Raw genomic sequence first — 25,399 nt, 5'->3', positions numbered from 1 at the left:
TTTTTTTGTGCGGGTTTACTGGGGGTACTACGCTTTGGGTTTCTTCAATTTTTTGTCAATGGCCACGAACTCTTTGCCGGTTTGGCGCGCCGCGCAATCCGGGACAGTGCATCTGCGGACACAGCTTCCCGGATTGCGCTGCGCTCCATCCGGGCTACGGGAAAGACCTCAATCCGCGACCGCGACCGCTTCGATCTCGATCATCCATTCCGGCGCGGCGAGCGCCGAGACGCCGACGAGCGTGCTGGCCGGCGGCTCCATGCCTTCGAAGAAGGCCGACCGGGCCTTGCCGATGATCGGTCGCAGCTCCGGCTTGTAGTTCACGACGAAGGTCGTGATCTTCACGATATTAGAGTAGCTCGCGCCGGCTGCTTTCAGCGCATGCCCGAGATTCTGCATCACCTGCGTGGTCTGCGCGGCCAGATCGCCCTCGCCGACAATCCGCCCTTCCTCGTCCACTGACACCTGGCCGGAGATGTAGATCGTCCGCGCACCGGTGGCGGTGACGACATGCGAATAGGCGGGATTGTGATGCAGGCCGCTGGGGCGGAGATGATCGAGCTTGGGCATGTCTGGCCTCCCGGACGTTTGTGGTTGGAAGGGAGCGTAGCCAGAGACCGCGTTGCAGACCAGCCCTCAATTGCAGGGCTTGCTGTCCTTCGCGTCGAACTTGCCCATCGCGCCCGAAATCACAAAATCGTTGTAATCGAGCACAAGCTGGCGCGAGACGCCGTTCTCGTAGAGCTCAAACGCCATCGCGTAGACCGGCGTCTGCTCGCCTTCCTTCCGCTGGGCCTCGCGGTCGAAATAGCTCACGGTGACTGGCCAGCGCTTGAGCGACTTCATGTGCTCGTCGGACGTTGAGGGATCGGGCGAGCCTTCGCGCTCAGCGGGGATCGGCTGGCCGATCACGGTCAGCGTGTTGTAGACCTTCTGGCCATCGTCGGAGCCGTCATAGACGGAGAGCTCGAGCAGCGACTTGCCGTCCTTGGCAGCGGCAATGATGCGCTGGATCTGTTCGGTCGGGAATACGATTTTGCCGTCGAGCGTAAAGCTCTTCGGCGCCGGCAGCTTCAGCTTGACGTTAATGTGGTCGCCGTCGCGCTCTGCCGAGCCGTCGACCCGGCCGGCATCCGCCTCGTTCATCCGCGTCTCGATCTTGAAGCGGTAGCTTTTACCGCCGGCGTCCTCCCAGGAGTTGGAGCGGAGGTCGCTCAGCGTGACCTTGCCCTCGCCGCTGTCCAGCTCGGAGACCTGGCGGAATTCGGAGGTGTAGCCCTCGCACGAACTTCCCGTGAAATTGTAGAGGATGCGGCCGCGCGCGCTGTTGATCGAATTGGAGCGCGATTTCACCAGGCTCAAATCATAGAGCGCCTGATGCGCGAGGAACGGACCATTCGCGGCCAGCGCCCCGCCTCCGGGGCCGAGAGCGGCCGCCGCGAGCGCCGTCACACCGAGCGAAGTCCGGAAAAGGTGCAGCATGTCTGGTCCCTTGGGGAAAGCGCAGATTCGACATTTTAATGACCGTTCCATTGCGTCGCAACTGAGGCCGTTTCACGTAAAGTTGCGGCCCCTGGGTTGAACCTTCTGCCCCGCCTCAACAAATTGCCACCCCCGAGGGTTGCTTGCATGTGGCGGCACGATGGGCGAAACAGGGCTCGCCCGCGCTGCAACAGATGCGCCCGGGCGGATGGATTTTTGGACAACGAGGGTCGGACATGGCGGGCACGGTCGAGCTGAAGCTGGCGGAACAGGGCATCAAGCTACACGAGGCCCCCACCCCGGTAGCCAATTACGTGCCGTTTGTGCGCACCGGTAATCTGCTGTTCGTCTCGGGCCAGGTTTGCTTCGATCCCGCCGGCAAGCTGATCGCCAAGGGCAAGCTCGGCGCCGGCGTGACCATCGAAGAGGGCGCCGCAGCCGCCCGCGGCTGCGCCGTCAACCTGCTGGCCCAGGTCAAGGCGGCGCTCGGCGACCTCGACAAGGTCGTGCGCGTGGTGCGCCTCGGCGGCTTCATCAACTCGGCGCCGGACTTCCTGGACGGGCCGAAGGTCCTCAACGGCGCCTCCGACCTGATGGTCGCTGCCTTCGGTGACAAGGGCCGTCATGCCCGCACCACCGTCGGCGTCGCCTCCCTGCCCGCAGATGCGGCGGTCGAGGTCGAAGGCGTGTTCGAGGTCGCCTGAGGCGAATGCGCGCTCCTGATTGGCTGACAGCCCGCCCCGTCGCCCATCGCGGCCTGCACGACATTGCCCGCGGCATCGTCGAGAACATGCCGGGCGCGGTACAGGCCGCGATTGCGGGCAATTTCTCGATCGAGGTCGACATCCAGCTCTCCGCCGACGGCGAGGCCATGGTGCATCACGATCATGCGCTCGGCCGCCTCACCGAAACCACCGGGCCGCTGGTCGACAAGACCGCCGCTGAGCTGAAGGCGCTCACCTTCAAGGACACGGCCGAGCGGATGATGTCGCTCAGCGATCTCTGCGGCCTGGTCGCCGGCCGCGTGCCGCTGGTGATCGAGGTCAAGAGCCATTTTGACGGCGACCGCAAGCTGGTGAAGCGGATGGCCGAGGTGCTGGCATCCTATGACGGCCCCGCCGTCGGCATGTCATTCGATCCGGACCAGGTGCTGGCGCTGCGCGAGCTGTTGCCCTCCCGCCCCCGCGGCATCGTCGCGCAGCGGAGCTATGAGGACGAATACTGGGCTTACCTGACCCAGCAGCAGCGCGACAGCATGCTGTACCTGCGCCACGGCTTCCAGACCCAGCCGGATTTCGTCGCCTTCAGGGTCGACGACCTGCCCGCCCCCGCCCCCTGGATCGCCCGCAATGTGTTCGGCTGCGCTCTGCTCGGCTGGACCGTGCGTACGACCGAGCAACGGACGCGGGTCACACAATATGCGGATCAGATGATCTTCGAGGGCTTCGTACCGTAGGCTTGATGTTCCCCACTCTTGAAGTCGCTGCTGCAATGCACGATCTTGGGCATGATGGCACCATCCGAAATCACCCTTGAGGCCGTACCTTCCATTGGCGAAGTATCGCCGGACGACTGGGACGCCTGCGCCAATCCCGGCAAGTCCTGTAACGGGCATGGCAAGGGAACCTCATCCGGGCTTCCAGGCGATTCCCTCGGCCTCTCAAAGCCTGCCTATAACCCTTTCGTCTCCCACGCGTTTTTATCCGCCGTTGAGAAATCGGGTTCGGCAACGATCCGCACCGGCTGGGGGCCGCGGCACCTCGTGGCCAAGATCGACGGCCGCGTCGCCGGCGTCGTGCCCTGCTATCTGAAATCGCACTCGCAAGGCGAATATGTCTTCGACCGCGGCTGGGCGGACGCCTACGAGCGCGCCGGCGGGCGTTACTATCCGAAGCTGCAGGTTTCAGTTCCCTTCACGCCGGCGACGGGACCGCGGCTGCTGGTCCGCGACGGCGTTGACCACGCGCGCATCATGGAGGCCCTGGCGGGTGGGCTGGTGGCGCTGTGCGGCGTCAGCAAGGCTTCCTCGGTGCACGTCACTTTCGCGCGCGAGGCGGAGTGGAAGCTGCTCGCCGAGCACGGCTTCCTCCAGCGCACCGACCAGCAGTTCCATTGGCACAACGAGGGCTTTGCGAGTTTCGACGATTTCCTGGCGACGCTGAACTCCCGCCACCGCAAATCGATCAAGCGCGAGCGGCGCGATGCGCTGGCTGCCGGGATCACCATCCACTGCCTCACGGGCAAGGACATCACCGAAGACGCATGGGATGCGTTTTTCATGTTCTACATGGAGACCGGCTCGCGCAAATGGGGCCGGCCATATCTGACGCGGGAATTCTTTTCGCTGATCGGCGAGACCATGAGCCAGGACGTGCTGCTGGTCATGGCACGCCGCAACGATCGCTGGATCGCGGGCGCGATCAACTTCATCGGTTCGGACACGCTGTTCGGCCGCAACTGGGGTGCGGTCGAGCATCATCCCTTCCTGCATTTCGAGGTCTGCTATTATCAGGCGATCGACTTCGCCATCCAACGCGGCCTGGGGAATGTCGAAGCGGGCGCGCAGGGCGAGCACAAGATCGCACGCGGCTACCTGCCGCGGACCACCCACTCCGCTCATTTCATCGCCGATCCGGGCTTGCGCCGCGCCATCGACGATTACCTCAAGCGCGAGCGCGCCTATGTTGCGGAAGCCGGACGGGAGCTGGCCGAGCTCGGCCCGTTCCGCAAAGGCGCCGACGAGGCGCCTTGACGGTTCGTTGCGGCTGGTGACAGTAAGCGCAAAATTCTAGGGAGCCGCCGCCATGACAGCCTACGACCCCAACAACATCTTCGCGAAGATCCTGCGCGGCGAGTTCTCCTGCCACAAGGTTTACGAGGATGAGCACGTGCTCGCGTTCCTCGACATCATGCCGCGGGTACCGGGCCACACGCTGGTGATTCCAAAAGCTCCTGCCCGCAACATCCTCGACATCAAGCCCGATGACTACGCCCATGTCGCCCGCGGCGCGCATAAGATCGCTGCCGCAGCGATGACGGCGTTCAGGGCTGACGGCATCACCGTGCAGCAGTTCAACGAGGCGGCCGGCGGACAGGTGGTGTTTCATCTCCACATGCATGTGATGCCGCGCCACGACGGCGTGGCGATGCTTCCGCCCGCCAGCCGCAAGGAAGACGTCAAGGTGCTGGAAGAGAACGCGACCAAGCTGATCGCAGCGTTGAAGGCGGGCTGACGCTCTCCACCCGTCATTGCGAGCGCAGCGAAGCAATCCAGACTGCCTCCGCGGCTACAGTCTGGATTGCTTCGTCGCAAGAGCTCCTCGCAATGACGGTGGGGCGGAGCGCGCCCCTTACTCCGTCTGGAAATCCCCCGGCTGCGGAGCAGCCAGCGGCGTGAACTCGCAACGATCTGGTTTGATGTCGATCAGCGGCGTGTTGTCGAGGCAATCGAGCCCGCGCACCAGAATCGCGTTGCCCTCAATGCCGACCAGCTTCACGATCGAGGTGCCGATCGGATTGGGGCGCACCGGCGAGCGCAGAGAAAACGTGCCGCGGGTCTTCTCGTTGTTCTTCGGGCTTTGCAGGACAATGTCGCGGCGCGACTTGTCGAGCCAGTAGAGCACTTCGAGATTGCTGTAGAAATCGACACCCTTGATCGCCGGCACGAACGGCTCGAAGATCTCGAGGCGGCATATCGGGCCGTCTGTCCGGCCCTGGCGCGGGGTCTCCATCCGCGAGCTCCAGGGCGTGCGGATGCGGCCGATGAAGACGAGGCCGGCATCCTGCGTCGGCGGCAGCTCGATAGAGACTTCACCCTCGCGGAGCTCGTTTTCGCGAACCATATTTCCAATTCCCTGCTGTTCGCCGGCGGTTTTAGCCCAACCACCACTTGCCGGCCAGCATGAAGACTTCACCCGCGACCACGCCCGCGAAGATCGAGCGGCGGGTCAATAGGAAGACGACGAGGCCGGCGCCGACCGCACCGTAGCGTAAGGCATCCGGCACACTCGCAAGCGCCCCGGGCGGCTCCACCACGATCTGGGCGATGACGCCGGCCAGGATCGCGGTGGCGACCGCCCGCACCCAGACCAGAAGCTCGGAGCCCTCGTCGATGCCGCCCCCGAACCACAGGCCCAGCATGCGCCATATCTGGTTGGGAACAACGCCGGCGACGAACAGCACCGCCAGCGCGTGCCAGTCGCCAATGAGTTGCGCAAAGCTCATGCGCGCACCTCCCGCCACCAATGCACGCCATAGGCGATCGTGCCAGCCACGAGGCCGCTGACGAGAATGTCGAGGCCGGAGTTCATCTTCGCGGCCAGTGGATAGAGCAGGATCCCGAGCGTCAGCGCGACGACGTCGGCGACCTCACGGCTGTTGCGTGCGGTCGAGAACAGGAACGACAACGGCGTCAGCAAAAGGATCGCCGCGCCAAGCGTCTGGGTCAGGTTGGCGGCGAGGAAATAGCCGACCGTGTTGGCGGTGAGACACACCGAGACAAGACCGAAGCCAAGTCCGTTGACGAAGGCGATCCGGCGTTCACGCGGCACCTGCGGCAGGAAGCGATGGCATTCGACCCACAGTGTCACCGCGGTGAGATGCGCCGCAAAAAACAGCTCGCGCCGTTTCGTCGTGGGCGTGCGCATCAGCGGCAGCACCGAAACCACCATCGGAAACAGCCGGATCGCACTGACGGTGACCGCGATCGCGGACTGGACGATTGTTGCACCGGAGCCAAGCGTGGTGATCAGGATGATCTGCGCCGGACCTGCCCAGACGAACAGCGTCGAGCAGAGCGCCCATAGCAGGCTGAAATGGGTATCGTGCGCGAGCGCGCCAATGCCGAGATAGGTCGCGAACAGGACCAGTGTGAGGATCGTCTGCGTGATCGAGCGCAGCCCCCACGCAAAGGCGCGCCACGGACTTTGCCATTGAGGTGAATCGAGCGGAGGAAGCGCCACGGGAGTCTTGGCCGGGAGGAATCGTGCCCCATAACGGGCAATACAGCGGTTCGCGTCAAGAAAGCGTGCGGCGGGGCTGGCATGCACCGTCAACGTTGCCTAGCGCCAGGCGATGCCCGGAGAGATCACATCGAACAAGCCGGTCCACACCATGATCGCACACGGGCCCAATGAGCCTGCCAAGGATAGCCGTTCAAAAGCATGAATGGACGCCCGCCTGGTCACGATGAAATATGCGAGAGCGATGGCGATCAATGGCAGCTTGAAAGTGTACAACAGCGTAAGCGGCACCGACTGGACAATCAGTTTGGCGACGGGCAGATCAAAAAACTTGATGTCGACAACGCTGGAGCCGATCCAGGCAACGAGAGTGACCGCCAACAGCGCCAAAACGGCGGTCATTCTTATCTGGTACCGGTGGCAGATGAGCCAGAACGCCAACGAGTTCCAGCCGAGGCAGATGACGACCTTGCTCACCCCGACGGTTCCGCTGATCGGATGCCCTTCCAGCTTCGCAGCCCACAATAGAGCGTTGGAGAAGTCTGCATTCAAGGCAAGCCAGAGCACTAGGCTCGCCACACAAGCGCACGCCAGAGCAATTCTTTGGACCGTTCCGGCGGAATCTGCGGGTGTTGCGTCGCCGATCACCTGCATCAGGTTCCGAAGCTCCACTCTCCGCGGGTCTGTTCGCGCGTCGATTGTCCTTTCACACGGTTGCATCCAACGCGCAAGATCAAGCAATGCTTGACCTCGCTCCTCACCACGGAGCAGCTCCAGCTCTCTCCTACCCGCTCACACCGCGGTTCTTCAGCACGAAGCATGCCCCGCCAGCCTTGCGTATGCGACCGCAGAGTTCATCCGCCTCGCTCCGAGTATCGGCACCGATGCGCACCTGGTAAAAGGCGCGCGTGCCGCGGCTGCGCATCACCGAGCTGAGCAGGCTCGGATCACGTTCGCCGATCACGGCGCTCAGCCGCGTGACCGCGCGGGAATACATCGCCAGCGCCCGGTTGCGGTCAAAGCCCGCGGCGAGCTGCACGCCCCAGATCTTAGCGGCCGCGAGCTCCACATGCTGCTCGAGCTCGGCGACGAAGGCATTCGGCGCGCGCTTCAAAAGCGCCATCAGATCGCGGCAGCTCGTCGGCGGCGCGCTGGGCGGCCCCTTGCCGGTCGCGCCTGCCTTGGCCCAGGCATCAACGCTCGTACCAGTGATGGCAAAAACGTAATTGCGGGTCTGCTCCGGCATGCCGCCGGTGCCGGCGAGCCATTCCTGCACCCGGCGCGGCCCGGCATTGTAGGCAGCCGCCGCCAGGCCGAGATTACCGAACTGGTTGCGCAGCTCGTTCAAAAATTCGGCCGATCTCGGCAGCGCCTGCACCGGATTGAACGGATTGAGCAGCCCGCGCTCGCTCGCGGTGCCCGGCATGAATTGCGCGATCCCCTGCGCCCGCTCGCCGCTGCGCGTCACCGGGCCAACCGCATCGCTCTGAAAGCGGCTCTCCTGCCAGATCACGCGGGCGAAGAACTCCAGCGGCAGATTGGCATCGCGCGCCGCGGCCTCGATAATCAGGCAGATCGACTCCCGCGTGTCGCTCTCGCGCGCATCGGCGGGCTTCGCCGGCGGCGTCGCAAGCTCTTCGACGCTGGGGACGGCGACATCGGTCTTGGCGGGCGAACTGTCCCACGCCGCAGCCTGTGTCGCCGAGACAAGCAGCGCGGGGATGATGCACATCGCAATCTGCACCCATCCTTTGCAGGCATGGCGGTGGCGCGCCTCGGCGCGGCATGCGACAGTGCGATCAACAATGTTGTGGCATCGTGCCATGGTTCGACGAGTCGCCAATATATGCTGCCTGACCTGCTTCTCCCAATGCGTTACCCCGCCAAACGGATCCGCGCGATCCTTGCCCTCGCCGCGCTCATCCTGAGCGTCGCGCCAGCCGCCGCGCAGGTGACGTCTCAAGTCGCGTCTCAAGTTACATCCCAGGTCACCTGGCGGATGACCACGGAATACCCCGAGAATAACATCTCCGGGATTGGACTCACGACCTTCGCCAGCCGCGTCTCCGACCGTACCCACGGTTTCGTGACCGTGACGAACGCCTTCGACAACCAGCTCAAAATCAACTCGGGCGAGATGCCGCGCGCGGCGCTGGACGGCCGGATCGCGGGCGGCGATGCCTTCGCGGGCGCGCTCTCGGGCCTCGACCCCGTGCTCGGATTGTCCACCCTGCCCTTCCTGGTGCAATCGGTCGATCTCGCCCGCGCCACCAATCTGCGGGCGCGTCCGCTCTATGAGAAGGCGCTCGCGGCGCGCGGCCTCAAGCTGCTCTATGTGACGATCTGGCCCGCCACGGGCCTGTGGTCGGAGCGGTCGCTCGAAAATGCCGATGACCTGCCGAAACTGAACTTGCGAACCTACGATGCCAATTCCACCGAGGTCATGCGCGCGGCCGGCGCAAACGCGCAATTCCTGCCGATGGACGCGGCGCTCGCCGGACTGAAGGAGCACCGGCTGAATGCCTTCCTCACCTCCGGCGACGGCGGCGCGGGGCGCAAATTGAGGGACTTCCTGCCGCATTTCACGGCCATCAACTACGCGATGCCAATCTCGATCGCCTTCGTCCGCAGCGATGCCTTTGCCGAACTGTCCGAGCCGATGCAGCGCGAGGTGCTGGCCGCGGCGGCCGAGACAGAACAGAGCCAGCTCGCACTACTGACCCACCGCACCATCGAGAACTATGCGCGCATGCGCGACAATGGCGTCCATATCGCCGAGCCGGCGCCTGCGTTCCTTGTCACGGAGCTGCGGAAGGCAGCAAAGGACGCGATCGCCGCCTGGGAAACCCGGGCAGGCGCGGAGGCGACCGCCATCGTCGAATGGGCGAGACAGCAATGAGGGAGCGCTAGCGGCATCAGCAATGAACGCTCCGCCGGTGTCGCTGCCTACTGCCTTAGTTTTTGACCGGAACCGAGATTTCGCCCCGGATGGCGCGGTCGAGGGCATCGATCAGCGCCTGGATCTCGATAAACTTGTTGCGCGCGCGCTCGGCGGTGTCGCGCACAAAGGGAGCGGCCAGCACTTTCGCATGCGCGTCCCTGTCCTCGATCATGCGATCACGGGCCTTCTTCAGAGTTTCAAGTCGCTCGCTCATCCGGCCTCTCCTGAAAAAATTCGTCTCGATCTCTCGTTCGGACTCGCCGATGAACGAGAACGCGGCGAACGAGCAACCCTCAACAGCCGCGGCAGATGTTCTTCAGCTTCGCTGCCGTTCTGGCCTCTTCCGCCACGAACGGGTCCTTGTAGGCAGCACGGGACCCATCGCCCTCCGCAGCAGCGGGCTTTTTTTCCTTCGGAGGAAACGCAGCATCGTAGCAGGCGAGACGTCCGCTCGTGCTTTCGATCGCCCGGCAGTCCGGTCCTGCCGCGACAGCGCCTTGCAACAATGTGCCAAGTATCAATGTGCCAAGTATCAATGCGAGAAGAAGCGCTCTCCGGCGGATCCAGTCGACCAGACGAACTCGAGTCATGCACGCTCCTGCTCAGTCGGCGGGAGCGCTGGTGACCCTCAGTCACCGGTCGATGCCAATGGAAGGCGGTGATGGCGCCACTCTACGCTTCCCTCCCGCGAATAGCGAGCTTTAAGGGATAGGCCATATCAGGAGGGCCGGATTTCGGCGTGACAATGGTTGCGCGTTTGCCTTGGTCCGCGGCCTCGTTTAGGCCTGGCAATAGGCGGCGGTATCAACACAGGCGCGGCAATATGGTGACACTCTATTTCGATCTCGACGGCACGCTGACCGACCCCAAGCCAGGGATCACGCGCTCGATCCAGTACGCTCTGGAGCGGCTCGACGTCGCGGTGCCGAGCGAGGACGAACTGACCTGGTGCATCGGGCCGCCGCTGCATGCCAGCCTGCAAAAGCTCACGGGCAGCGCGGAACTCGCCGACCGGGCGCTGCTGCTCTATCGCGAACGCTTCAGCGATGTCGGCTTGTTCGAGAACGGGGCCTATGCCGGCATCATGGATACGCTGACAACGCTTGCCGCGACAACACCGCGCATGTTCGTGGCGACCAGCAAGCCCGCGGTCTACGCCACCCGTATCGTCGAGCATTTTGGCCTAAAACCGTATTTCGAGCGAGTATTCGGCTCCGAGCTCGACGGCACGCGCGTCGACAAGCGCGACCTGCTGCGCTACGCGCTCGGCGAAACCAAGGTCGATCCCGCCAGCGCGATCATGATCGGCGACCGCAGCCATGACGTGGTCGGCGCCCGCACCAACGGCATGACCGCGATCGGCGTGCTCTATGGCTACGGCAGCGAGGCCGAACTGCGGGATGCCGGCGCGCATCACATCTGCGCGGCGCATCCCGAGCTGCTCGGCCATTGCGTGCTCTAGTCGATCAAGCGCTGACGGTCTCCACCGCCGCCAGCATGCCGGTCTTGGCGTGACAGTTGAGGTACTCGAAGAACTGCTCGTCGGCAGCAGCCACGGTGACCTCGTGGTAGAGCCGCAGTTTTGCCGAGGGGCCGAGCGTCGACAGGTACTTCATCGCGGCGCCGAATATCCTGACGTGGGTCGGATGCGATTCCGCCCACCGCTCCAGCGCCGCCAGGCTCTTCCACCAGCTTTGGCCGTAGGACTTTTCACTCACGTCCCCGTCGGCTGCAAGCACGCGCATGTAACGGTTGGCGTAGCAGCCGATGCCGAGGCCGTCATCGCGCAGGAAGTCCATGCCCTCGCGCAACACCGGTTCGACGTCGTCCAGATAGAGCTTTCGCTCCGACGACTCGGTATCGCTCCAATCCTGGCCTGATCGGATCAGGCAGAGATTGTCGTGCGCCTGCACGCGCAGCCGCGCCCCGTCGCGGATCAATTCGGGATTGCCGCCGGGCGACATCGGATCGGTCTGCGACAGCGGGATGCGGTCGCGCATGCCGCCCCAATAGGCGTGCTCCTGCACCTCGCCGCTCATTCCGCCGGCGATTGCGGCGACGCCCTCGGGCCGCTCGAGCGAGGAAAACAGCGTCTCGTGCCGCGCCACCGTGGGGCGCAGCACCTCGATGAAAGTCCCGATGCCCTCGGGCCGCGTTCCGGTCCAGGCCTCGCGCGCCGGCGCAAACCATTTGTCGAACCGCGCAATGTCGTCCCAATAGGCCACCGAGACGACGTTCTCATAGCCAGCCTGATCAACATATTGCGCGCGATCCCAATGTGAAGGACCGCCTTCAGCGGCAAACCGCACCGCGATGTCAGAGAGCGCGTCCGTCGCAGCCGCCGGCGCCGTGCCGCGAGACTGCAGGCCGAAATAGGCCATCACGACGCGGTTCACGGCAGGCTTATAGCGCGCCACGAAGGACGGGTATGGCGGCTGGTAATCGTCCGGCACGCGCTTGTGGCGCGTGCGCGGGATCTCGAGATGCAGAGGAATTGCGGATTCCATGAGCGTGCCTCCCTCGATTGCGGCGATCAGCTCGCCGCCGCGGCAATGTCCGTGGGCTCGACGGTGTCGACCGGCAGCGCAAACTGCTCGACGCGCTGGTATCGCTTCTTGTTGAGCAGGAGCCGGGTCACGTCGGGGCGCGAATAGTGCCCGGCCGGATCAGCGGCGTTCTTGGCGACACCGATGGCGCCAAGATCGATCTCGGCGATCAAGAGGCCTTCCTGGTCCGGCGCGAGCTTGTCGCCGATCTGGCTGCCATCGGGGCCGTAGATCGCAGCGAAGCCACCGCCGGCATGCAGCAGCGCATGCTTGTCCGGCCGATCACAGAGTTCGTCGATCATGGCTTGCGAGACCGTTGCGCAAGGGGCGAGCACGAAGCAGGAGCCCTCGACCGCATAGACCCGCGAGGCGGCGTTATTCACCTCGGCGCCGAGCGCCGGTGCGAAGGGATCGTAGAGCGAAAAGCTCGGCCAGGCCGCGACATGCACCTGCTCGTTCTGGGCGTACATCGCGTATTTCGACAGCGGCTGGAGATGCTCCCAGCAGCACAGTGCGCCGATGCGGCCGATGTCGGGCCGCGCGTGCACGGCGAGATCGCTGCCGTCGCCCTCGCCATAGACCGTGCGCTCGGCATGGGTCGGCCGCAGCTTGCGGCGCTTTGCGATGGTCTCGCCATCCGGGCCGATCAGCCATTGCGCGAGATAAAGACTGCCGCCGTCGCGCTCGGACAGGCCGAGCACGGCAGTGAGCTTGGCCTTACGCACGGCATCGCGCAGCCGCTCGGCCTGCGGACTGTCATAGGACAGCGAATTGTCGAAATAGCGCTGCACGAAGCCGCGGCCGATGGCCCAGGCCGGCGAATCCATCCAGATGTGCCAGGGGTAACCGGGGATGAAGGCTTCCGGAAAGGCGATCAGCTTGGCGCCCTTCTCGGCGGCGTCCCTGATCAGGGCGATCGACTTCTCGATCGAGGCGTCGAGATCGAGCCAGGCGGGCGCCGCCTGCACCACGGCAACCTTGTATTTCGGATGTTCGATGCCCATTGCCGCCTCCCTTGCCGGTTGATCGGAAGCCAGGTCCGATGCAGTCTATTGAGCCAGAGCCGGACAAGGCCGGCTCGACCGCCCGGGCACGAAAACTCGACTGGAACGGCGGTACGGGATTTGCCTCCGGTTAGGTGCGATACACGTGATACTGCGGGATGTGAAAGGGAGGCTCTGCAGATGCCAATCCAGTTCACCACGGACGACAGCCCAGGCCACCGCCGGCTTGCGTTCTGGCAGGATATCGTCTGCGACGTCTTCGTCGGGCTCGACTGCAAGTCCGATCTTGGCAGCGCCTTTCGTGGCTCGGTCACCCGGGCACCACTGGGCAAGGCGGAATGCTCCGAGGTCTGCTCCGACCGTCAGCACGTGTTGCGCACGCCCTCGCGCATCGCGCGCTCAGATCAGGATTTCATCCTGATCGCGCTCGGCAATCGCGGCACCGGCGGCGTGGTGCAGGACGGCCGCGAGGCCGTGGTGCATCCGGGAGAGTTTGCGCTCTATGACACCACCCGTCCCTACGAGCTGAAGTTCGACGGCACCTTCACGCAGACCATCTTCAAGGTGCCGCGCGAGATGCTGCAGCGCCGGCTCGGCGCCACCGAAACCCTGACCGCCACCTCTTTCGGGCCGGACTCGCCGCTGCAGAGGATCGCCTACGATTTCATCTATCGGCTCTGCCAGAGCGCGGATCAGATCGATCCGCACCACGCCGCCGCTCTGTCGGAACAGGCCGTCGATGTCCTGGCGATGGCACTGGGCGAGCGGCTGGGCAAGACGCCGCTGCCGTCCTCGACCCATCGCTCCGCCCTGCTCTACCGGCTGAAGGCGCATATCCGGGCGCATCTTGCCGATCCCGACCTCTCGCTGTCCGAGACCGCCGCGGCGCTCGGCATATCCTCCCGCTATGTCAACGATCTCCTCGCCGACGCCGACACCTCGTTCCAGCGCTACGTCCTCGGTGAGCGCCTCACTCAATGTCGGCGCGACCTCGCCTCCCCCGTACTCGCCCACCGCCACATCAGCGAAATCGCCTTTGCCTGGGGCTTCAACGACGTCTCGCATTTCGGCCGCGTCTTCCGCGAGCATTTCGGGATGTCACCGCGCGACTTCCGGCAGAGCCAGTCGCGGCATTGACGCAAGGTTTGCCGAGAGCATCGCCTACGGCACAAGCGCATCGCTGGGGGACGCGACGCGGGCCTTCATCGCTTCGCTCATGGGAAGCTGGAGGTTCTGCCCTTTCGGCGGAATCGGCGACTCGAACCACTTCGCGTAGAGCCTCCCGAATTCACCGGACACCATCTTCTCCTTGATCGCGGCATCGACGACGGCCTTGAACTCGGGATCTTCCCTGCGGGTCACTAGCCCATAGTAAGAAGGCGCATAGGTGGCCGCCAACATCCGGAAAACCCTGGGATCGGAGGCGTTCGCGACGAGACCGGCAACCAGGATATCGTCCTCGAACCACGCCGTGGCGCGACCCGTTCCCAGCATGAGGAGCGACTCGGCGTGGTCCTTGGCCTGGACGATTGTCACATTCAGCTTCTGGTCATCGAGGAGCTTCTTGGCGACCCCGAAATTCAGCGAGCCCTGCGTGATGACGACCGTCTGCCCGTCAAGTCCTTTCGGCTCCATCAGCTGCGACGAGGCCGACACCAGCCAGCGCGGCGATGCCACATAGGTCGCAACGGAGAACGCCACCTGCTTTTGCCGTTCGGCCGTATTGGTCGTGCTGCCGCACTCGACGTCGATGGTACTGTTCTGGAGCAGCGGGATGCGATTGGACGCATTCACCGGAACGTATTCGATCTCCAGCTCGAGCCGCTGCAACATGACCTTGACCTTGTCGGCCACTGCGGCACAGAGGTCGAGCGAGAGCCCGGTCGGTTTCTGATCTGCTCCGAGAAAGGCGAACGGAATCGACGCCTCGCGGTAGCCGAAGCTGATCTTGCCGACCTCCCTGATCTTTTCCAAAGTCGGACTCGCCGCTTGTGCGGCCCCCATTTCGAGCAGCGCGAGTGATGCGACGGCAATGGCGAGCTTCGGCGCGTGTACGCGGATCATGTCAGCCTCCAACCAGTTGCTAAGCAGTGGGATTTCGCGACAGCTCGTCGAGACTTTCTCTCAAAGCCCGATCAAGGATCTCAACGGCGCGATCGATCTCCTCGGTCGCGACGGTCAACGGCGGCGCGATACGCCACACCGATCCGCGCTCGGGGCGGCGGCGGATGTTCATGCTCAGCCCGTACTCGAAGCACTTCTTCGTGGTGAGGCCGCCAAGCTGGTGGGCTGGGCGTCGGCTGTTGCGATCACTGACCAGCTCGACGCCAAGCAGAAGGCCCATGCCCCTGATGTCGCCGATCTGCTCGTATTTCTGCTGGAGCCCTTCGAACCGGCCTCGCAGGTAGGCACCCATCTCGTTGGCGCGTGCGACAAGTTTCTCCTCAGTGATCACGCGCAGCACCGCGAGCCCGACCTCGGCAAGCAAGGGATCGGAGACGTGGCTGGTGTAATAAGTAAAGTGATCCTCGTGGAGCTTGCTCTCGATCGCCTCGGTGGTCGATACCGCCGCAAGCGGAAGCCCACCGCCGAGCGTCTTCGACATGGTCATGATATCCGGAACGACCCCGAAATATTCGGATCCCGTCTTCTTGCCGATACGCCCGAAAGCAGTCTGGGCCTCGTCGAAGATCAGCAGCATGCCGCGTTCATCAGCCGCCTTTCGCAGGGCCTCCATGAACGCCTTCGGCGGCACCAGCACGCCGCCGGCGCTGATCACGGGCTCCGCGATGATCGCAGCACCCCTCCCGCTCGACTGCATGTCGAACATCTTCAGGGCGAGTTCGAGATTGGCGAGCGCAGACTCGTCCTCGCTGCCCTTTGCGATGTAGGGCCGGAAGGCGTTCGGCTCCGGGATGACGAACACGCCGGGCGGCGGCACGCCATATCCCTTGCGGTCGCTTGCCATCGAGACCGATGCGGCACCGCCGGTGATGCCGTGCCACGAGCCGCCGAGAACGAGCACCTCGTAGCCGCCGGTGTACATCTTGGCCATCCGGAGCGCGACTTCCGTTGCTTCCGAACCGGTATTGATGAAGATCGAGCGTTTGAGATCCCCGGGCAGCCAATCCCTCGCCAGCACCTGGGCGAGCTCGGCGACCACTTCGGGGATCATCCCGCTGAAGAGATGGAAGGCCTTCTTCCCTGCACTCTCCACCGCCGCGACGATAGCCGGATGGTTGTGGCCGATGGTGGCGCACATCTGGCCCGAGGTGAAATCGAGATAATCGCGCCCATCGCTGTCGGTCACGATCGTCCCCTTCGCCGAGGTGAAGAGGTTCGGAAACACGTCTCCGCCATAGCGGACGAGGAATTCGTCGGCGGCCTGTTTCAGCGCTGAAGTCATGGGTTCTCCTCGGGCAAGCGGCATCCGCCGCACAGCCGTGCGGTGTGGCGATGCACTCGCCGTTATCGGGTCGGTCTTTTGGGGCACGAAGCTGTTGCTTCAGGGCGTTTGCGGTACAAGAATTGCCTGAGCAACGGATAAATTCGTACCGGGCAGACATGATGGGCGCCAGTTCAAAAAACTCAGCAGCCGATGAGGTGGAGTCAACACCGCGGTCGAGAATGCCGCCGCTCAAGGCGCTGTCGGCATTCGAAGCCGCTTCGCGCCACGGCAGCTTCAGCCGCGCCGCAGAGGAGCTCGGGGTTACGCCCTCCGCGATCAGCCACCACATCCAGAAGTTGGAGGATTTCCTCGGCGTTCGTGTTTTTTCGCGGCACGCCGGCCGCGCGGTGCTCACCAATGCCGGCCGCGTCTATGCCGCCGAGATCGAGCGCGCATTCGGAATGATCATGGGCGCGACGCGGCTGGTCGCGCCGCAGTCGCAGCGCAATCATCTGTTCATCGCGAGCGGCCCGAGCTTTGCCGCCAAATGGCTTCAGCCGCGGATCGGGAATTTCATCGGCGAGCATCCGGAGATCGGGATCAGGCTGTCAACTATCGCCGACTTGCGCGAGCTCGATACCATTCGCTTCGATCTCGCCATCGCCTATGGACGCCCGCCCGTCCTCAACGACCGGCAGATCGAGCCGCTCCTGGCTGAGCGTCTGCGTCCGCTGTGTAGCCCGCTTCTGATCGAGCAACTCGGACTTCACGAGCCCGGCGATCTTGCCCGCGCCACGTTGATTCATTCGTCGAACGCGCTGACCTGGACCGACTATCTGAGAAAGGTCGTCGGCACGACGATCAAGGCACGCCACGAATTATGGTTCGATCGATCCACCATGGCCATCGACGCCGCTGTCGAAGGTCTCGGCGTCGTCCTGGAGAGCGAGATCCTCGCCGCCGACGAGCTGGAAAAGGGCACCCTAGTCGCGCCGTTCCGTCAGCCCCAATTCGAGGTCGAGACCGTGTCTTATTATCTCGTGCGGTCCGCCGAGGCCAAAGGCCGCGGCCATGTCGACGCGTTCGAAGCCTGGCTGCGCGCGAAGATCACGGCTGCGAATTTGAAGGGGACAATCGTGGCGTAACGCGTGCGGCCCCAGCAGAGCCGCTATGTGAGCACGCAATAGGACACGGCGCGTGCTTGCTCTACCATCCGGCACAGGGGCCGCGGGGATCGATCAGCGGCCAGCCGAGGAGCATATTGATGGAATACCGACGCTTGGGCCGCTCGGGCCTGATGGTGCCCGCCTTGAGCCTTGGGACCGGTACCTTCGGCGGCGTTGGCCGCCTCGCTGCGTGGGGCACGACTGACGCGACCGAAGCGCGGCGCCTTCTGGATATCTGCCTGGATGCCGGCGTGTCGATGTTCGACACCGCGAACGTCTATTCGCTCGGCGAGTCCGAGCGCGTGCTCGGCGAAGCCATCAAGGGCCGTCGCGACAAGGTTTTGATCTCGACCAAGGCGACGTTCCGCTTCGGCGACGGCCCCAACGACATCGGGTCGTCGCGGCAGCATCTGCTCTCGGCCATCGATGCTTCGCTGAGCCGACTCGGCACTGATTACGTCGACCTGTTCCAGCTCCACGGCTTCGACGCCTTCACCCCGCCTGAAGAGGTGCTCGCGACTCTCGACGTGCTCGTGCGCGCCGGCAAGATCCGCTACGTCGGCGTGTCGAACTTTTCGGGTTGGCACCTGATGAAATCGCTCGGCGTTGCCGACAAGCATGGCTTCCCGCGCTACGTCGCCAACCAGACCTATTACTCACTGATCGGACGCGACTACGAATGGGAGCTGATGCCGCTCGGCCTCGACCAGGGCCTCGGCGCAGTGGTCTGGTCGCCGCTCGGATGGGGACGCCTCACCGGAAAGATCCGCCGCGGCCAGCCAAAGCCTGACGTAAGCCGCTTGCCCAAGACGGCCGAGTTCGGCCCGCCCGTGCCGGACGAGCACGTCTATCGCGTCGTCGATGCGATCGACGAGGTCGCCAAGGAAACCGGCAAGAGCGTCTCGCAGATCGCGCTGAACTGGCTGCTGCAGCGTCCGACCGTCTCGACGCTGATCATCGGCGCGCGCAACGAGACGCAGCTGCGCGAAAATCTCGGCGCAGTCGGCTGGTCATTGACCCAGGACCAGATCGCAAAGCTCGATGCGGCGAGCAAGGTGACGCTGCCCTATCCTTACTGGCACCAGCGCACGGCCTTTAGTGACCGCAATCCGCCGCCGGTTTAGCGACCGGGCGCGCGGCGCAGGGCCGGCTTGAGCTGCATCAAGCCGGTCCGCGCCGACGGTGGCATCATGCGCACCCGCGAGGCAGCCCGATGCGCCGATTTGCCATGAAGGCCCTGTTCACCGCTCTCAATCTCAAGCGCGCCGAGCGGAGCGGGATCGATCGGGATCGGACCATCCTGATCGTCTCGACCGCGGTGACGGTTGGGCTCGTCGCGCTCTATGTGTTCGGGAAGTCGACCTCGCGCTGGTGAGCCCGCGAGAGCCGTCCCGACCCATGCCCGCGGTGCCGGGAGACCCGCTCCTGGCGCAGGAACCGCCCGTATCCTGCCGGGTTGCGATGCATCTCGCAATTTTCTAGTCCGGAGACGAACCACGGCTCGAATCAAGCACGCCGCCATCATGTCGCCAGCCCAAATGGAGCACGCCGACGGCCTGCCGCAGCCGCAGCGCAGCCAGGCGGTCCTGACCATTGCGCTCGGCATCATCATGGCAGTGGTCGACAGCGCCATCGCCAATGTCGCGCTGCCGACGATCGCGGCCGACCTCGACGCCAGCCCGGCGTTCTCGATCTGGATCGTCAACGGCTACCAGCTCGCGATCACGATCTCGCTGCTGCCGCTGGCTTCGCTCGGCGAGATCGTCGGCTATCGCCGCGTTTATCTGGTCGGCCTGGTGCTGTTCACGCTTGCCTCCGCATTCTGCGCGCTGGCGCATACGCTGCCGCTCCTCACGATTGCCCGCATCGTGCAGGGGTTCGGCGCGGCCGGCATTATGAGCGTCAACGCAGCGCTGGTGCGCTTCACCTACCCCCGCAGCCAGCTCGGCCGCGGCATCGGACTCAACGCTCTCGTCGTCGCCTTCTCGGCCGCGGTCGGCCCGACGCTCGCCGCCGGCATCCTGGCATTCGGCAGCTGGCCCTGGCTGTTCGCCATCAACGTCCCGCTCGGCGCGGTGACATTGGTACTGGGCCTGCGCAGCCTGCCGCACACCAGGCCTGCGAGCCATTCCTTCGATTGGCAGAGCGCGGGACTGTCCGCGATCACTTTCGGCGTCGGCATCGCGGCCGTCGATAGCGTCGGTCATGGCGAAGCGGCGATCACCTGCCTCGTGCAGTTCGCCGTAGCTCTCGTCGCCGGCGCACTGCTGATCTACCGCGAGACCCACATGGCCTCGCCGCTCTTGCCGGTCGACCTGTTGCGCATCCCGGTGTTCGCCCTGTCGATTGCGACCTCGATCGCCTCGTTCTGCGGGCAGATGCTGGCCTTCGTTGCGATCCCCTTCTACCTCCAGAGCCGCTTCGGCTATTCGGCGGTGCATATGGGTCTCTTGATCACGCCGTGGCCGATCGCGGTGGCGTTCGCAGCACCCCTCGCCGGTCGCCTGGTCGAGCATTATCCGGCCGGCCTGCTCGGCGGCATCGGGCTCACGCTGTTCGCCTGCGGCCTCGCTGCGCTCGCCTTGTTGCCGGCGGCGCCCACACCGCTCGACGTGATCTGGCGGATGGCGCTGGCTGGCGCCGGCTTCGGCCTGTTCCAGACCCCCAACAACCGCACCATGATCGCGGCCGCCCCGCGCGAGCGTGCCGGCGGTGCCAGCGGCATGCTCGGGACGGCGCGGCTGCTTGGGCAGACCACCGGCGCAGCGCTGGTCGCGCTGTTCCTCGGCCGCTATCCGATCGAGGGAACCAGGATCGCGTTGCTGACCGGCGTCGGCTTCGCGCTCTGCGGCGCGGCGCTGAGCATGTTGCGGCTGTCGCCCGCGGGCGCGCGCGGCGCCGAGCATGTTCGCGTGCAAGACGACCAGCGCCTGCGCGGCGAATAGCGCGTAACCATTTGGGAAGGCCGATTTCGGCTGCGTCCGCCGCGCCTCACATCTTCACCATCTCGGTGCGATATTTCGGCAGCAGTGCTGCGATCAGCTTACCCTTCTCAGCCATTTCTTCCGGGGTCGGCTTCGGCGGTGGCGATGTGCGGCTTTCAACGGGAAAGCCAACCGCCAGGAAGAATTCGTCCTGTCCCGCTGGCGTGCACATGCAGAGCATACGGGCTGTCTTGCTGGAAACGTTCTTGAACGCGTGCGGCGCGTTGGCCGGAACGTTGACGGTCGCCCCCGCACTTACGGTATGGGACTTACCGCGAAAGGTGAATTCAAGTTCGCCTTCGAGCAGCGTGAACATTTCCTCGAAGTCGTGGCGGTGCGGCGGGGGCCCGCCGCCGGCGGGCACCAGCATGTCGACCAGGCAATAGCGTCCTGCGGTCTGCGCGCCCGACACCAGGACCGTGTAGGTGCCGCCGGCCACAGAGATATGCGGCACGTCAGCGCCGTCGGGATCGGCGACCGTCAGGGCGCGGCCGGGATCGTCGGCGGGGATCGAGGAAGCTGACGACGAGTCTGCAGAAGGCGTGTTGGTCATACCGGATCTTCTTGCTTATATTTGACTGCCCATAAGAAAGGCCGGCTTCTCAGCCGGCCTTCTCAATTCTTCGCGTGCAGATCAAACCTTGACCAGCGGGCTCTTGGTCGGCCCCTTCGAGCCGCCGGGGCCACCGGGCTTAGACTTGCCCGGCGGGCGCTTGCGGGCACCCGGGAGCTTCTCCTGCTTCGGCGTGACCGGACCCTCGACGAACTCGAAGCCGATCTTGTCCTTGGTCTCGTCGGCCTCGTCCTTGACCAGAACGACGCGGACATGGCCGCCACCCTTGAGCTTGCCGAACAGCACCTCGTCGGCCAGCGGCTTCTTGATGTGCTCCTGGATCACACGAGCCATGGGACGTGCGCCCATCTGCTCGTCGTAACCATGCTTCACCAGCCAGGTCTTGGCGGGTTCCGACAGCTCGATAGTGACGTCGCGATCGCCGAGTTGCGCTTCGAGCTGAAGCACGAACTTCTCGACCACCGTACCGATCACCTCGACGCTGAGATGGCCGAACGACACGACGGCATCGAGACGGTTGCGGAATTCCGGCGCGAACTGCCGGTTGATCGCCTCGTGGTCGTCGCCTTCCCGCTTCGAACGCGTGAAGCCGAACGCCTGCTTGGCGAGATCGGACGCGCCCGCATTCGTGGTCATGATCAGGATCACGTTGCGGAAGTTGACCTGCTTGCCGTTGTGGTCGGTGAGCCGGCCGTGATCCATGATCTGGAGCAGAACGTTGTAGAGATCGGGATGCGCCTTCTCGATCTCGTCGAGCAGCACCACGCAATGCGGATGCTGATCGACGCCGTCAGTGAGCAGGCCGCCCTGATCGAAGCCGACATAGCCGGGAGGCGCGCCGATCAGACGCGACACGGTGTGCCGCTCCATGTATTCGGACATGTCGAAGCGCAACAGCTCGACGCCGAGCGACGCCGCAAGCTGCTTTGCGACCTCGGTCTTGCCAACGCCGGTCGGACCCGAGAACAGATAGCAGCCGATCGGCTTCTCCGGCTCGCGCAGGCCGGCTCGCGCCAGCTTGATCGAAGCGGCGAGCGACTCGATCGCCTTGTCCTGACCGAACACGGTACGCTTCAGGGTCTGCTCGAGATGCTTGAGCACCTCGGCATCGTCCTTCGACACGCTCTTCGGCGGGATCCGCGCCATCGAGGCGATCGTGGTCTCGATCTCCTTGATGCCGATGGTCTTCTTGCGCTTGTTCTCGGCGACCAGCATCTGCGCTGCGCCGGATTCGTCGATCACGTCGATCGCCTTATCCGGCAGCTTGCGGTCGTGGATGTAGCGCGAAGAGAGCTGCACCGCAGCCTCGATCGCCTCATTGGTGTATTTCAGCCGGTGGTAGTCTTCGAAATACGGCTTGAGGCCCTTGAGGATTGCGATCGCATCCTCGACAGTCGGCTCGTTGACGTCGATCTTCTGGAAGCGCCGCACCAGCGCGCGGTCCTTCTCGAAGTGCTGGCGGTATTCCTTGTAGGTGGTCGAGCCCATGCAGCGGATGGTGCCGGAAGCGAGCGCGGGCTTGAGCAAGTTCGAGGCATCCATCGCCCCGCCCGACGTCGCGCCCGCACCGATCACGGTGTGGATCTCATCGATGAACAGGATGGCGTTGGGATGCGCCTCGAGCTCCTTCAGCACCTGCTTCAAACGTTCCTCGAAGTCGCCGCGATAGCGCGTGCCGGCGAGCAGCGTGCCCATGTCGAGCGAGAACACGGTCGCAGCCGCCAGAACCTCCGGCACCTCGCTGTCGACGATGCGCTTGGCCAGGCCCTCCGCAATCGCGGTCTTGCCGACCCCGGCTTCGCCCACGAACAGCGGATTGTTCTTCTGCCGGCGGCACAGCACCTGGATCGCACGGTTGATCTCGGAATTGCGTCCGATCACCGGATCGATCTTGCCGTCGCGCGCCTTCTTGTTGAGGTTGACGCAATAGGTCTCGAGCGCCTCGCCCTTCTTCTTGGCGTCCTCGCTGCCCTTGGTCTCGGTCTCCTCGTCGACACCGCGCACCGGCCGCGCCTCGGAGACACCCGGCCGCTTGGCGATACCGTGGCTGATATAGTTGACGGCGTCGTAGCGCGTCATGTCCTGCTCCTGCAGGAAATACGCGGCATGGCTCTCGCGCTCGGCAAAGATCGCGATCAGCACGTTGGCGCCGGTCACCTCTTCGCGACCGGACGACTGCACGTGGATCACCGCGCGCTGGATCACGCGCTGGAAACCTGCGGTCGGCTTGGCGTCGTCGGCGCCGTCCGTCACCAGGTTCTCGAATTCGGTCTCAAGATAATTGACGAGGCTCGTACGGAGCTTGTCGAGGTCGACGCTACAGGCGCGCATGACGGCGGCTGCATCGGAGTCGTCGATCAGGGAGAGCAAAAGATGCTCGAGCGTCGCGTATTGGTGATGACGCTCGTTTGCGATCGCCAGTGCACGATGCAGGGATTGTTCAAGGCTTTGGGAAAAAGTCGGCATTCGCGTCCTCTATGGCCCCCACCATCATGATCGTCATCGCCCGGTCAGGCAACAACAACCTTTGTCACATATAGTTATACAAGATCGCGGCGAAAGACCGGTTCCGCGACTCAGGCGGCTGCACAGCTGCGGTACTTTTCGATGCAAAACCCGTTCCGATTGGGGCACGATCCGCACCGGTCCGAAATTCCGTAGTTTTGCCGTCTGCAACGAACATCACGCGCAGACATCACGCGGCAATCACTGCGACATGTCCAAGCACCGGCTTCAAACGTGCCGTAACGTGTGGTGTTTTACTTCTTTTCCATCACGCATTGCAGGGGATGCTGGTGCTTGCGAGCGAAATCCATCACCTGCGTCACCTTGGTCTCGGCGATCTCGTAGGTGAACACGCCGCACTCCCCGATCCCGTGATGATGAACGTGCAGCATGATCTTGGTTGCGGCCTCGGCGTCCTTCTGGAAGAATTTCTCCAGCACATGAACGACGAATTCCATCGGCGTGTAATCGTCGTTCAGGATCAGCACACGGTACAGGTTCGGCCGCTTGGTCTTCGGCTTGACCTTGGTGATGACGGACGTGTTTGGCGCAGAGGGACCGCCGGAACGGTTCTCGTCGTTGCTCATCAGGGGAGCGTGGGCGGCGGCGGCCGCGGACAGGTCTGGTCTGGAAGACAGTTGCGGCATGGCTCAGGCGTTCAAATTCCCCACGGAAGCGTATGGCGGTTCGCCGCGCAGCCCCGGCCTTCGGAGTTCGCACAGGCGCACCGCCTTGTTGGATCGCCGCTTCCAACCGGTCCGGTCCAAGCCAGATCGGCTTCACCGAATATGGGCCTGACCCCGGCTCGCCGCAAGCGTGCGACAGCTCGGCCGAGGCGGCCATGGCGGTCCCGATTCCCGGGTCGGGCGATCCTCGCCAAGGTTAGTCAATCCGGACTGATTTGACAAAACCTTCCGCCCCGCCCGTTTAGAAGATGTTGACCAGGAACCCGGCCGGTCACGCGGCTGCGGCGGTTTCGAGCGGGATATCTCCGGTTTTCTACGGACCAATTGACCCTCAATGGCGTGACGCGAAAAGGGGCAAAGGCACAGATTTCCGGGGATCGTCACGCCTCGCAGATCGACGCGCGGCAGAAGAAGCTGTGCGATAACGCCAAGGCGGCGAACATCACGATCCATACGGTGCAGGTGAACACCGGCAGCGACCCGACCTCCAGCGTGCTGCAATATTGCGCGAACGGCACCGACAAGTTCTATCGAGTGACGAAGGCAGATCAGACGTCTCGGTGTTCAAGGACATCGGCACGTCCCCGTCGAAGCTGCGCGCGGCGCGCTGAGACCACACCCCGCGATAAACAAAAAAGCCCGGCTGCTTCAGCCGGGCCTTTGATTCCAGGACGTCGAGGAAACGTTAGTTCGTCGCCGGAGTGAACTTCGACACGATGGTCTCGACCGGCTTGAACGCCTGCTTGGCGAGGTCGCTGTAGAGGCCGGCGATCTTCTGCGATTCCGCGACGAAGGTCTCGTAGGCGGAACGGGCGAAATCGGTCTGCGCTTCCATCGCCTTGTCCAGCGACTTCACGCCGGAAAGCTTCTCGACAAAGGACTTGGTGTCTTCGAACGACTTCTTGGTGTAGTCGCCGTAGGCGCTGGCGATCGCCTGAAGGCCGTGCTGCATCGAGGTCGCGGAGGCGACGTACTGCTCGAAGTGCTCTTTCCCGTAGCCTTGAAAGTCTTCAACCTTGAACATTCGGAATCCTTTTCCCTAGCTCTCGTCGGGAAGCCCCGGCTCCCTGACTCTGCTCACAATTAGTGCAACGCACAAAAAAGTCAAGAATTTTGTGCGTCGCACAAATTACATACAAAATTCGCCACGATTCCCGGGGTT

At 64.0% G+C, this 25,399-nt stretch carries 28 protein-coding genes; 11 read left to right on the top strand and 17 right to left on the bottom strand.

All coding sequences use genetic code 11. The features are described 5' to 3' along the window. Positions 1–168: 168 nt before the first annotated feature. Complete coding sequence (locus tag AC0L3P_RS22540) at positions 169–570, bottom strand: RidA family protein (protein ID WP_275167937.1); 402 nt, start codon at positions 568–570, stop codon at positions 169–171. Positions 571–636: 66 nt separating this feature from the next. Continuing rightward, complete coding sequence (locus tag AC0L3P_RS22535; RefSeq protein ID WP_275167938.1) at positions 637–1,482, bottom strand: cell envelope integrity EipB family protein; 846 nt, start codon at positions 1,480–1,482, stop codon at positions 637–639. Between the two features lie 236 nt (positions 1,483–1,718). Here AC0L3P_RS22535 and AC0L3P_RS22530 point away from each other — a divergent pair, with 236 nt between their 5' ends. Genes AC0L3P_RS22530 through AC0L3P_RS22515 form a run of 4 tightly spaced genes read left to right on the top strand, consistent with a single transcriptional unit; the run spans position 1,719 to position 4,715 of the window. Then, a complete protein-coding gene (locus AC0L3P_RS22530; protein WP_275167939.1) occupies positions 1,719–2,186 on the top strand; it encodes a RidA family protein in 468 nt (155 codons plus the stop codon). Between the two features lie 5 nt (positions 2,187–2,191). Then, a complete protein-coding gene (locus AC0L3P_RS22525; RefSeq protein WP_275167940.1) occupies positions 2,192–2,938 on the top strand; it encodes a glycerophosphodiester phosphodiesterase in 747 nt (248 codons plus the stop codon). Between the two features lie 54 nt (positions 2,939–2,992). Further along, a complete protein-coding gene (locus tag AC0L3P_RS22520; protein WP_275168400.1) occupies positions 2,993–4,234 on the top strand; it encodes a GNAT family N-acetyltransferase in 1,242 nt (413 codons plus the stop codon). A gap of 52 nt (positions 4,235–4,286) precedes the next feature. Continuing rightward, positions 4,287–4,715: an HIT family protein gene (locus tag AC0L3P_RS22515; RefSeq protein ID WP_275167941.1), complete on the top strand. Its 429-nt coding sequence runs from the start codon at positions 4,287–4,289 to the stop codon at positions 4,713–4,715. A gap of 117 nt (positions 4,716–4,832) precedes the next feature. Here the strand turns inward: AC0L3P_RS22515 and tsaA are convergent, their stop codons facing one another. From tsaA to AC0L3P_RS22490, 5 genes are all read right to left on the bottom strand, one after another. Continuing rightward, positions 4,833–5,324: a tRNA (N6-threonylcarbamoyladenosine(37)-N6)-methyltransferase TrmO gene (gene tsaA, locus AC0L3P_RS22510; protein WP_275167942.1), complete on the bottom strand. Its 492-nt coding sequence runs from the start codon at positions 5,322–5,324 to the stop codon at positions 4,833–4,835. Between the two features lie 31 nt (positions 5,325–5,355). Further along, positions 5,356–5,706: an AzlD domain-containing protein gene (locus AC0L3P_RS22505; RefSeq protein ID WP_007603256.1), complete on the bottom strand. Its 351-nt coding sequence runs from the start codon at positions 5,704–5,706 to the stop codon at positions 5,356–5,358. Next, positions 5,703–6,443: an AzlC family ABC transporter permease gene (locus tag AC0L3P_RS22500; protein ID WP_275167943.1), complete on the bottom strand. Its 741-nt coding sequence runs from the start codon at positions 6,441–6,443 to the stop codon at positions 5,703–5,705. The genes AC0L3P_RS22505 and AC0L3P_RS22500 overlap by 4 nt, the downstream gene beginning before the upstream one ends. Positions 6,444–6,542: 99 nt before the next feature. Next, positions 6,543–7,097, bottom strand: coding sequence for a hypothetical protein (locus tag AC0L3P_RS22495; RefSeq protein WP_275167944.1), 555 nt, complete (start codon positions 7,095–7,097; stop codon positions 6,543–6,545). 130 nt (positions 7,098–7,227) lie between these two features. Beyond that, positions 7,228–8,175: a lytic transglycosylase domain-containing protein gene (locus tag AC0L3P_RS22490; protein WP_275167945.1), complete on the bottom strand. Its 948-nt coding sequence runs from the start codon at positions 8,173–8,175 to the stop codon at positions 7,228–7,230. Positions 8,176–8,289: 114 nt separating this feature from the next. Here AC0L3P_RS22490 and AC0L3P_RS22485 point away from each other — a divergent pair, with 114 nt between their 5' ends. Beyond that, positions 8,290–9,342 (top strand): TRAP transporter substrate-binding protein, encoded by a 1,053-nt coding sequence (locus AC0L3P_RS22485; protein WP_473305092.1) that lies wholly within the window; start codon positions 8,290–8,292, stop codon positions 9,340–9,342. Between the two features lie 55 nt (positions 9,343–9,397). Here the strand turns inward: AC0L3P_RS22485 and AC0L3P_RS22480 are convergent, their stop codons facing one another. Further along, positions 9,398–9,598, bottom strand: coding sequence for a hypothetical protein (locus tag AC0L3P_RS22480; RefSeq protein WP_275167947.1), 201 nt, complete (start codon positions 9,596–9,598; stop codon positions 9,398–9,400). 609 nt (positions 9,599–10,207) lie between these two features. On the opposite strand from AC0L3P_RS22480, the gene AC0L3P_RS22475 reads away from it, so the two are divergent. Continuing rightward, positions 10,208–10,846, top strand: coding sequence for an HAD family hydrolase (locus tag AC0L3P_RS22475; protein WP_473305087.1), 639 nt, complete (start codon positions 10,208–10,210; stop codon positions 10,844–10,846). A gap of 4 nt (positions 10,847–10,850) precedes the next feature. Here the strand turns inward: AC0L3P_RS22475 and AC0L3P_RS22470 are convergent, their stop codons facing one another. Both AC0L3P_RS22470 and AC0L3P_RS22465 read right to left on the bottom strand, forming a co-directional pair. Then, positions 10,851–11,891: a phenylacetaldoxime dehydratase family protein gene (locus tag AC0L3P_RS22470; RefSeq protein ID WP_275167949.1), complete on the bottom strand. Its 1,041-nt coding sequence runs from the start codon at positions 11,889–11,891 to the stop codon at positions 10,851–10,853. A gap of 26 nt (positions 11,892–11,917) precedes the next feature. Next, a complete protein-coding gene (locus AC0L3P_RS22465) occupies positions 11,918–12,934 on the bottom strand; it encodes a carbon-nitrogen hydrolase family protein (protein WP_473305085.1) in 1,017 nt (338 codons plus the stop codon). A 180-nt stretch (positions 12,935–13,114) separates the two neighbouring features. On the opposite strand from AC0L3P_RS22465, the gene AC0L3P_RS22460 reads away from it, so the two are divergent. Then, on the top strand, positions 13,115–14,071 hold the full coding sequence (locus AC0L3P_RS22460) for an AraC-like ligand-binding domain-containing protein (RefSeq protein ID WP_473305083.1): 957 nt from the start codon (positions 13,115–13,117) through the stop codon (positions 14,069–14,071). 24 nt (positions 14,072–14,095) lie between these two features. Here the strand turns inward: AC0L3P_RS22460 and AC0L3P_RS22455 are convergent, their stop codons facing one another. Then, positions 14,096–14,998 carry an amino acid ABC transporter substrate-binding protein gene (locus tag AC0L3P_RS22455; RefSeq protein ID WP_275167952.1) on the bottom strand — a complete coding sequence of 301 codons (903 nt, stop codon included), beginning with the start codon at positions 14,996–14,998 and terminating at the stop codon, positions 14,096–14,098. A gap of 19 nt (positions 14,999–15,017) precedes the next feature. Then, on the bottom strand, positions 15,018–16,340 hold the full coding sequence (locus AC0L3P_RS22450) for an aspartate aminotransferase family protein (RefSeq protein WP_473305080.1): 1,323 nt from the start codon (positions 16,338–16,340) through the stop codon (positions 15,018–15,020). Between the two features lie 221 nt (positions 16,341–16,561). Here AC0L3P_RS22450 and AC0L3P_RS22445 point away from each other — a divergent pair, with 221 nt between their 5' ends. The 4 genes from AC0L3P_RS22445 (at position 16,562) to AC0L3P_RS22430 (ending at position 20,433) form a co-directional block, all read left to right on the top strand. Next, positions 16,562–17,467: a LysR substrate-binding domain-containing protein gene (locus AC0L3P_RS22445; protein WP_354209390.1), complete on the top strand. Its 906-nt coding sequence runs from the start codon at positions 16,562–16,564 to the stop codon at positions 17,465–17,467. Between the two features lie 119 nt (positions 17,468–17,586). Then, the gene (locus AC0L3P_RS22440; protein ID WP_354209388.1) at positions 17,587–18,612 is read left to right on the top strand and encodes an aldo/keto reductase; all 1,026 of its coding nucleotides are present in this window, start codon (positions 17,587–17,589) and stop codon (positions 18,610–18,612) included. 89 nt (positions 18,613–18,701) lie between these two features. Next, positions 18,702–18,863, top strand: coding sequence for a hypothetical protein (locus tag AC0L3P_RS22435; protein ID WP_275167956.1), 162 nt, complete (start codon positions 18,702–18,704; stop codon positions 18,861–18,863). Positions 18,864–19,011: 148 nt separating this feature from the next. Then, positions 19,012–20,433, top strand: a complete 1,422-nt coding sequence (locus AC0L3P_RS22430) for an MFS transporter (RefSeq protein WP_354254983.1) — start codon at positions 19,012–19,014, stop codon at positions 20,431–20,433. A gap of 46 nt (positions 20,434–20,479) precedes the next feature. On the opposite strand, the gene AC0L3P_RS22425 is transcribed toward AC0L3P_RS22430, so the two are convergent. The 5 genes from AC0L3P_RS22425 to AC0L3P_RS22405 all read right to left on the bottom strand — a co-directional run bounded on the left by AC0L3P_RS22425 (position 20,480) and on the right by AC0L3P_RS22405 (position 25,261). Beyond that, complete coding sequence (locus AC0L3P_RS22425) at positions 20,480–21,025, bottom strand: cupin domain-containing protein (RefSeq protein WP_354209386.1); 546 nt, start codon at positions 21,023–21,025, stop codon at positions 20,480–20,482. Positions 21,026–21,106: 81 nt separating this feature from the next. Continuing rightward, positions 21,107–23,512, bottom strand: a complete 2,406-nt coding sequence (gene clpA, locus AC0L3P_RS22420) for an ATP-dependent Clp protease ATP-binding subunit ClpA (protein WP_275167959.1) — start codon at positions 23,510–23,512, stop codon at positions 21,107–21,109. A gap of 293 nt (positions 23,513–23,805) precedes the next feature. After that, positions 23,806–24,138, bottom strand: coding sequence for an ATP-dependent Clp protease adapter ClpS (clpS, locus tag AC0L3P_RS22415; RefSeq protein WP_018455182.1), 333 nt, complete (start codon positions 24,136–24,138; stop codon positions 23,806–23,808). Between the two features lie 479 nt (positions 24,139–24,617). Continuing rightward, complete coding sequence (locus AC0L3P_RS22410; RefSeq protein WP_354058829.1) at positions 24,618–24,761, bottom strand: hypothetical protein; 144 nt, start codon at positions 24,759–24,761, stop codon at positions 24,618–24,620. A 161-nt stretch (positions 24,762–24,922) separates the two neighbouring features. Beyond that, complete coding sequence (locus tag AC0L3P_RS22405; RefSeq protein ID WP_275167961.1) at positions 24,923–25,261, bottom strand: phasin family protein; 339 nt, start codon at positions 25,259–25,261, stop codon at positions 24,923–24,925. Between the last annotated feature and the right edge of the window lie 138 nt (positions 25,262–25,399).

The organism is Bradyrhizobium sp. WSM4874, assembly GCF_055811835.1.
The sequence above is the reverse complement of the archived record's forward strand: the minus strand, read 5'-3'. Positions and strand labels throughout refer to the sequence as shown.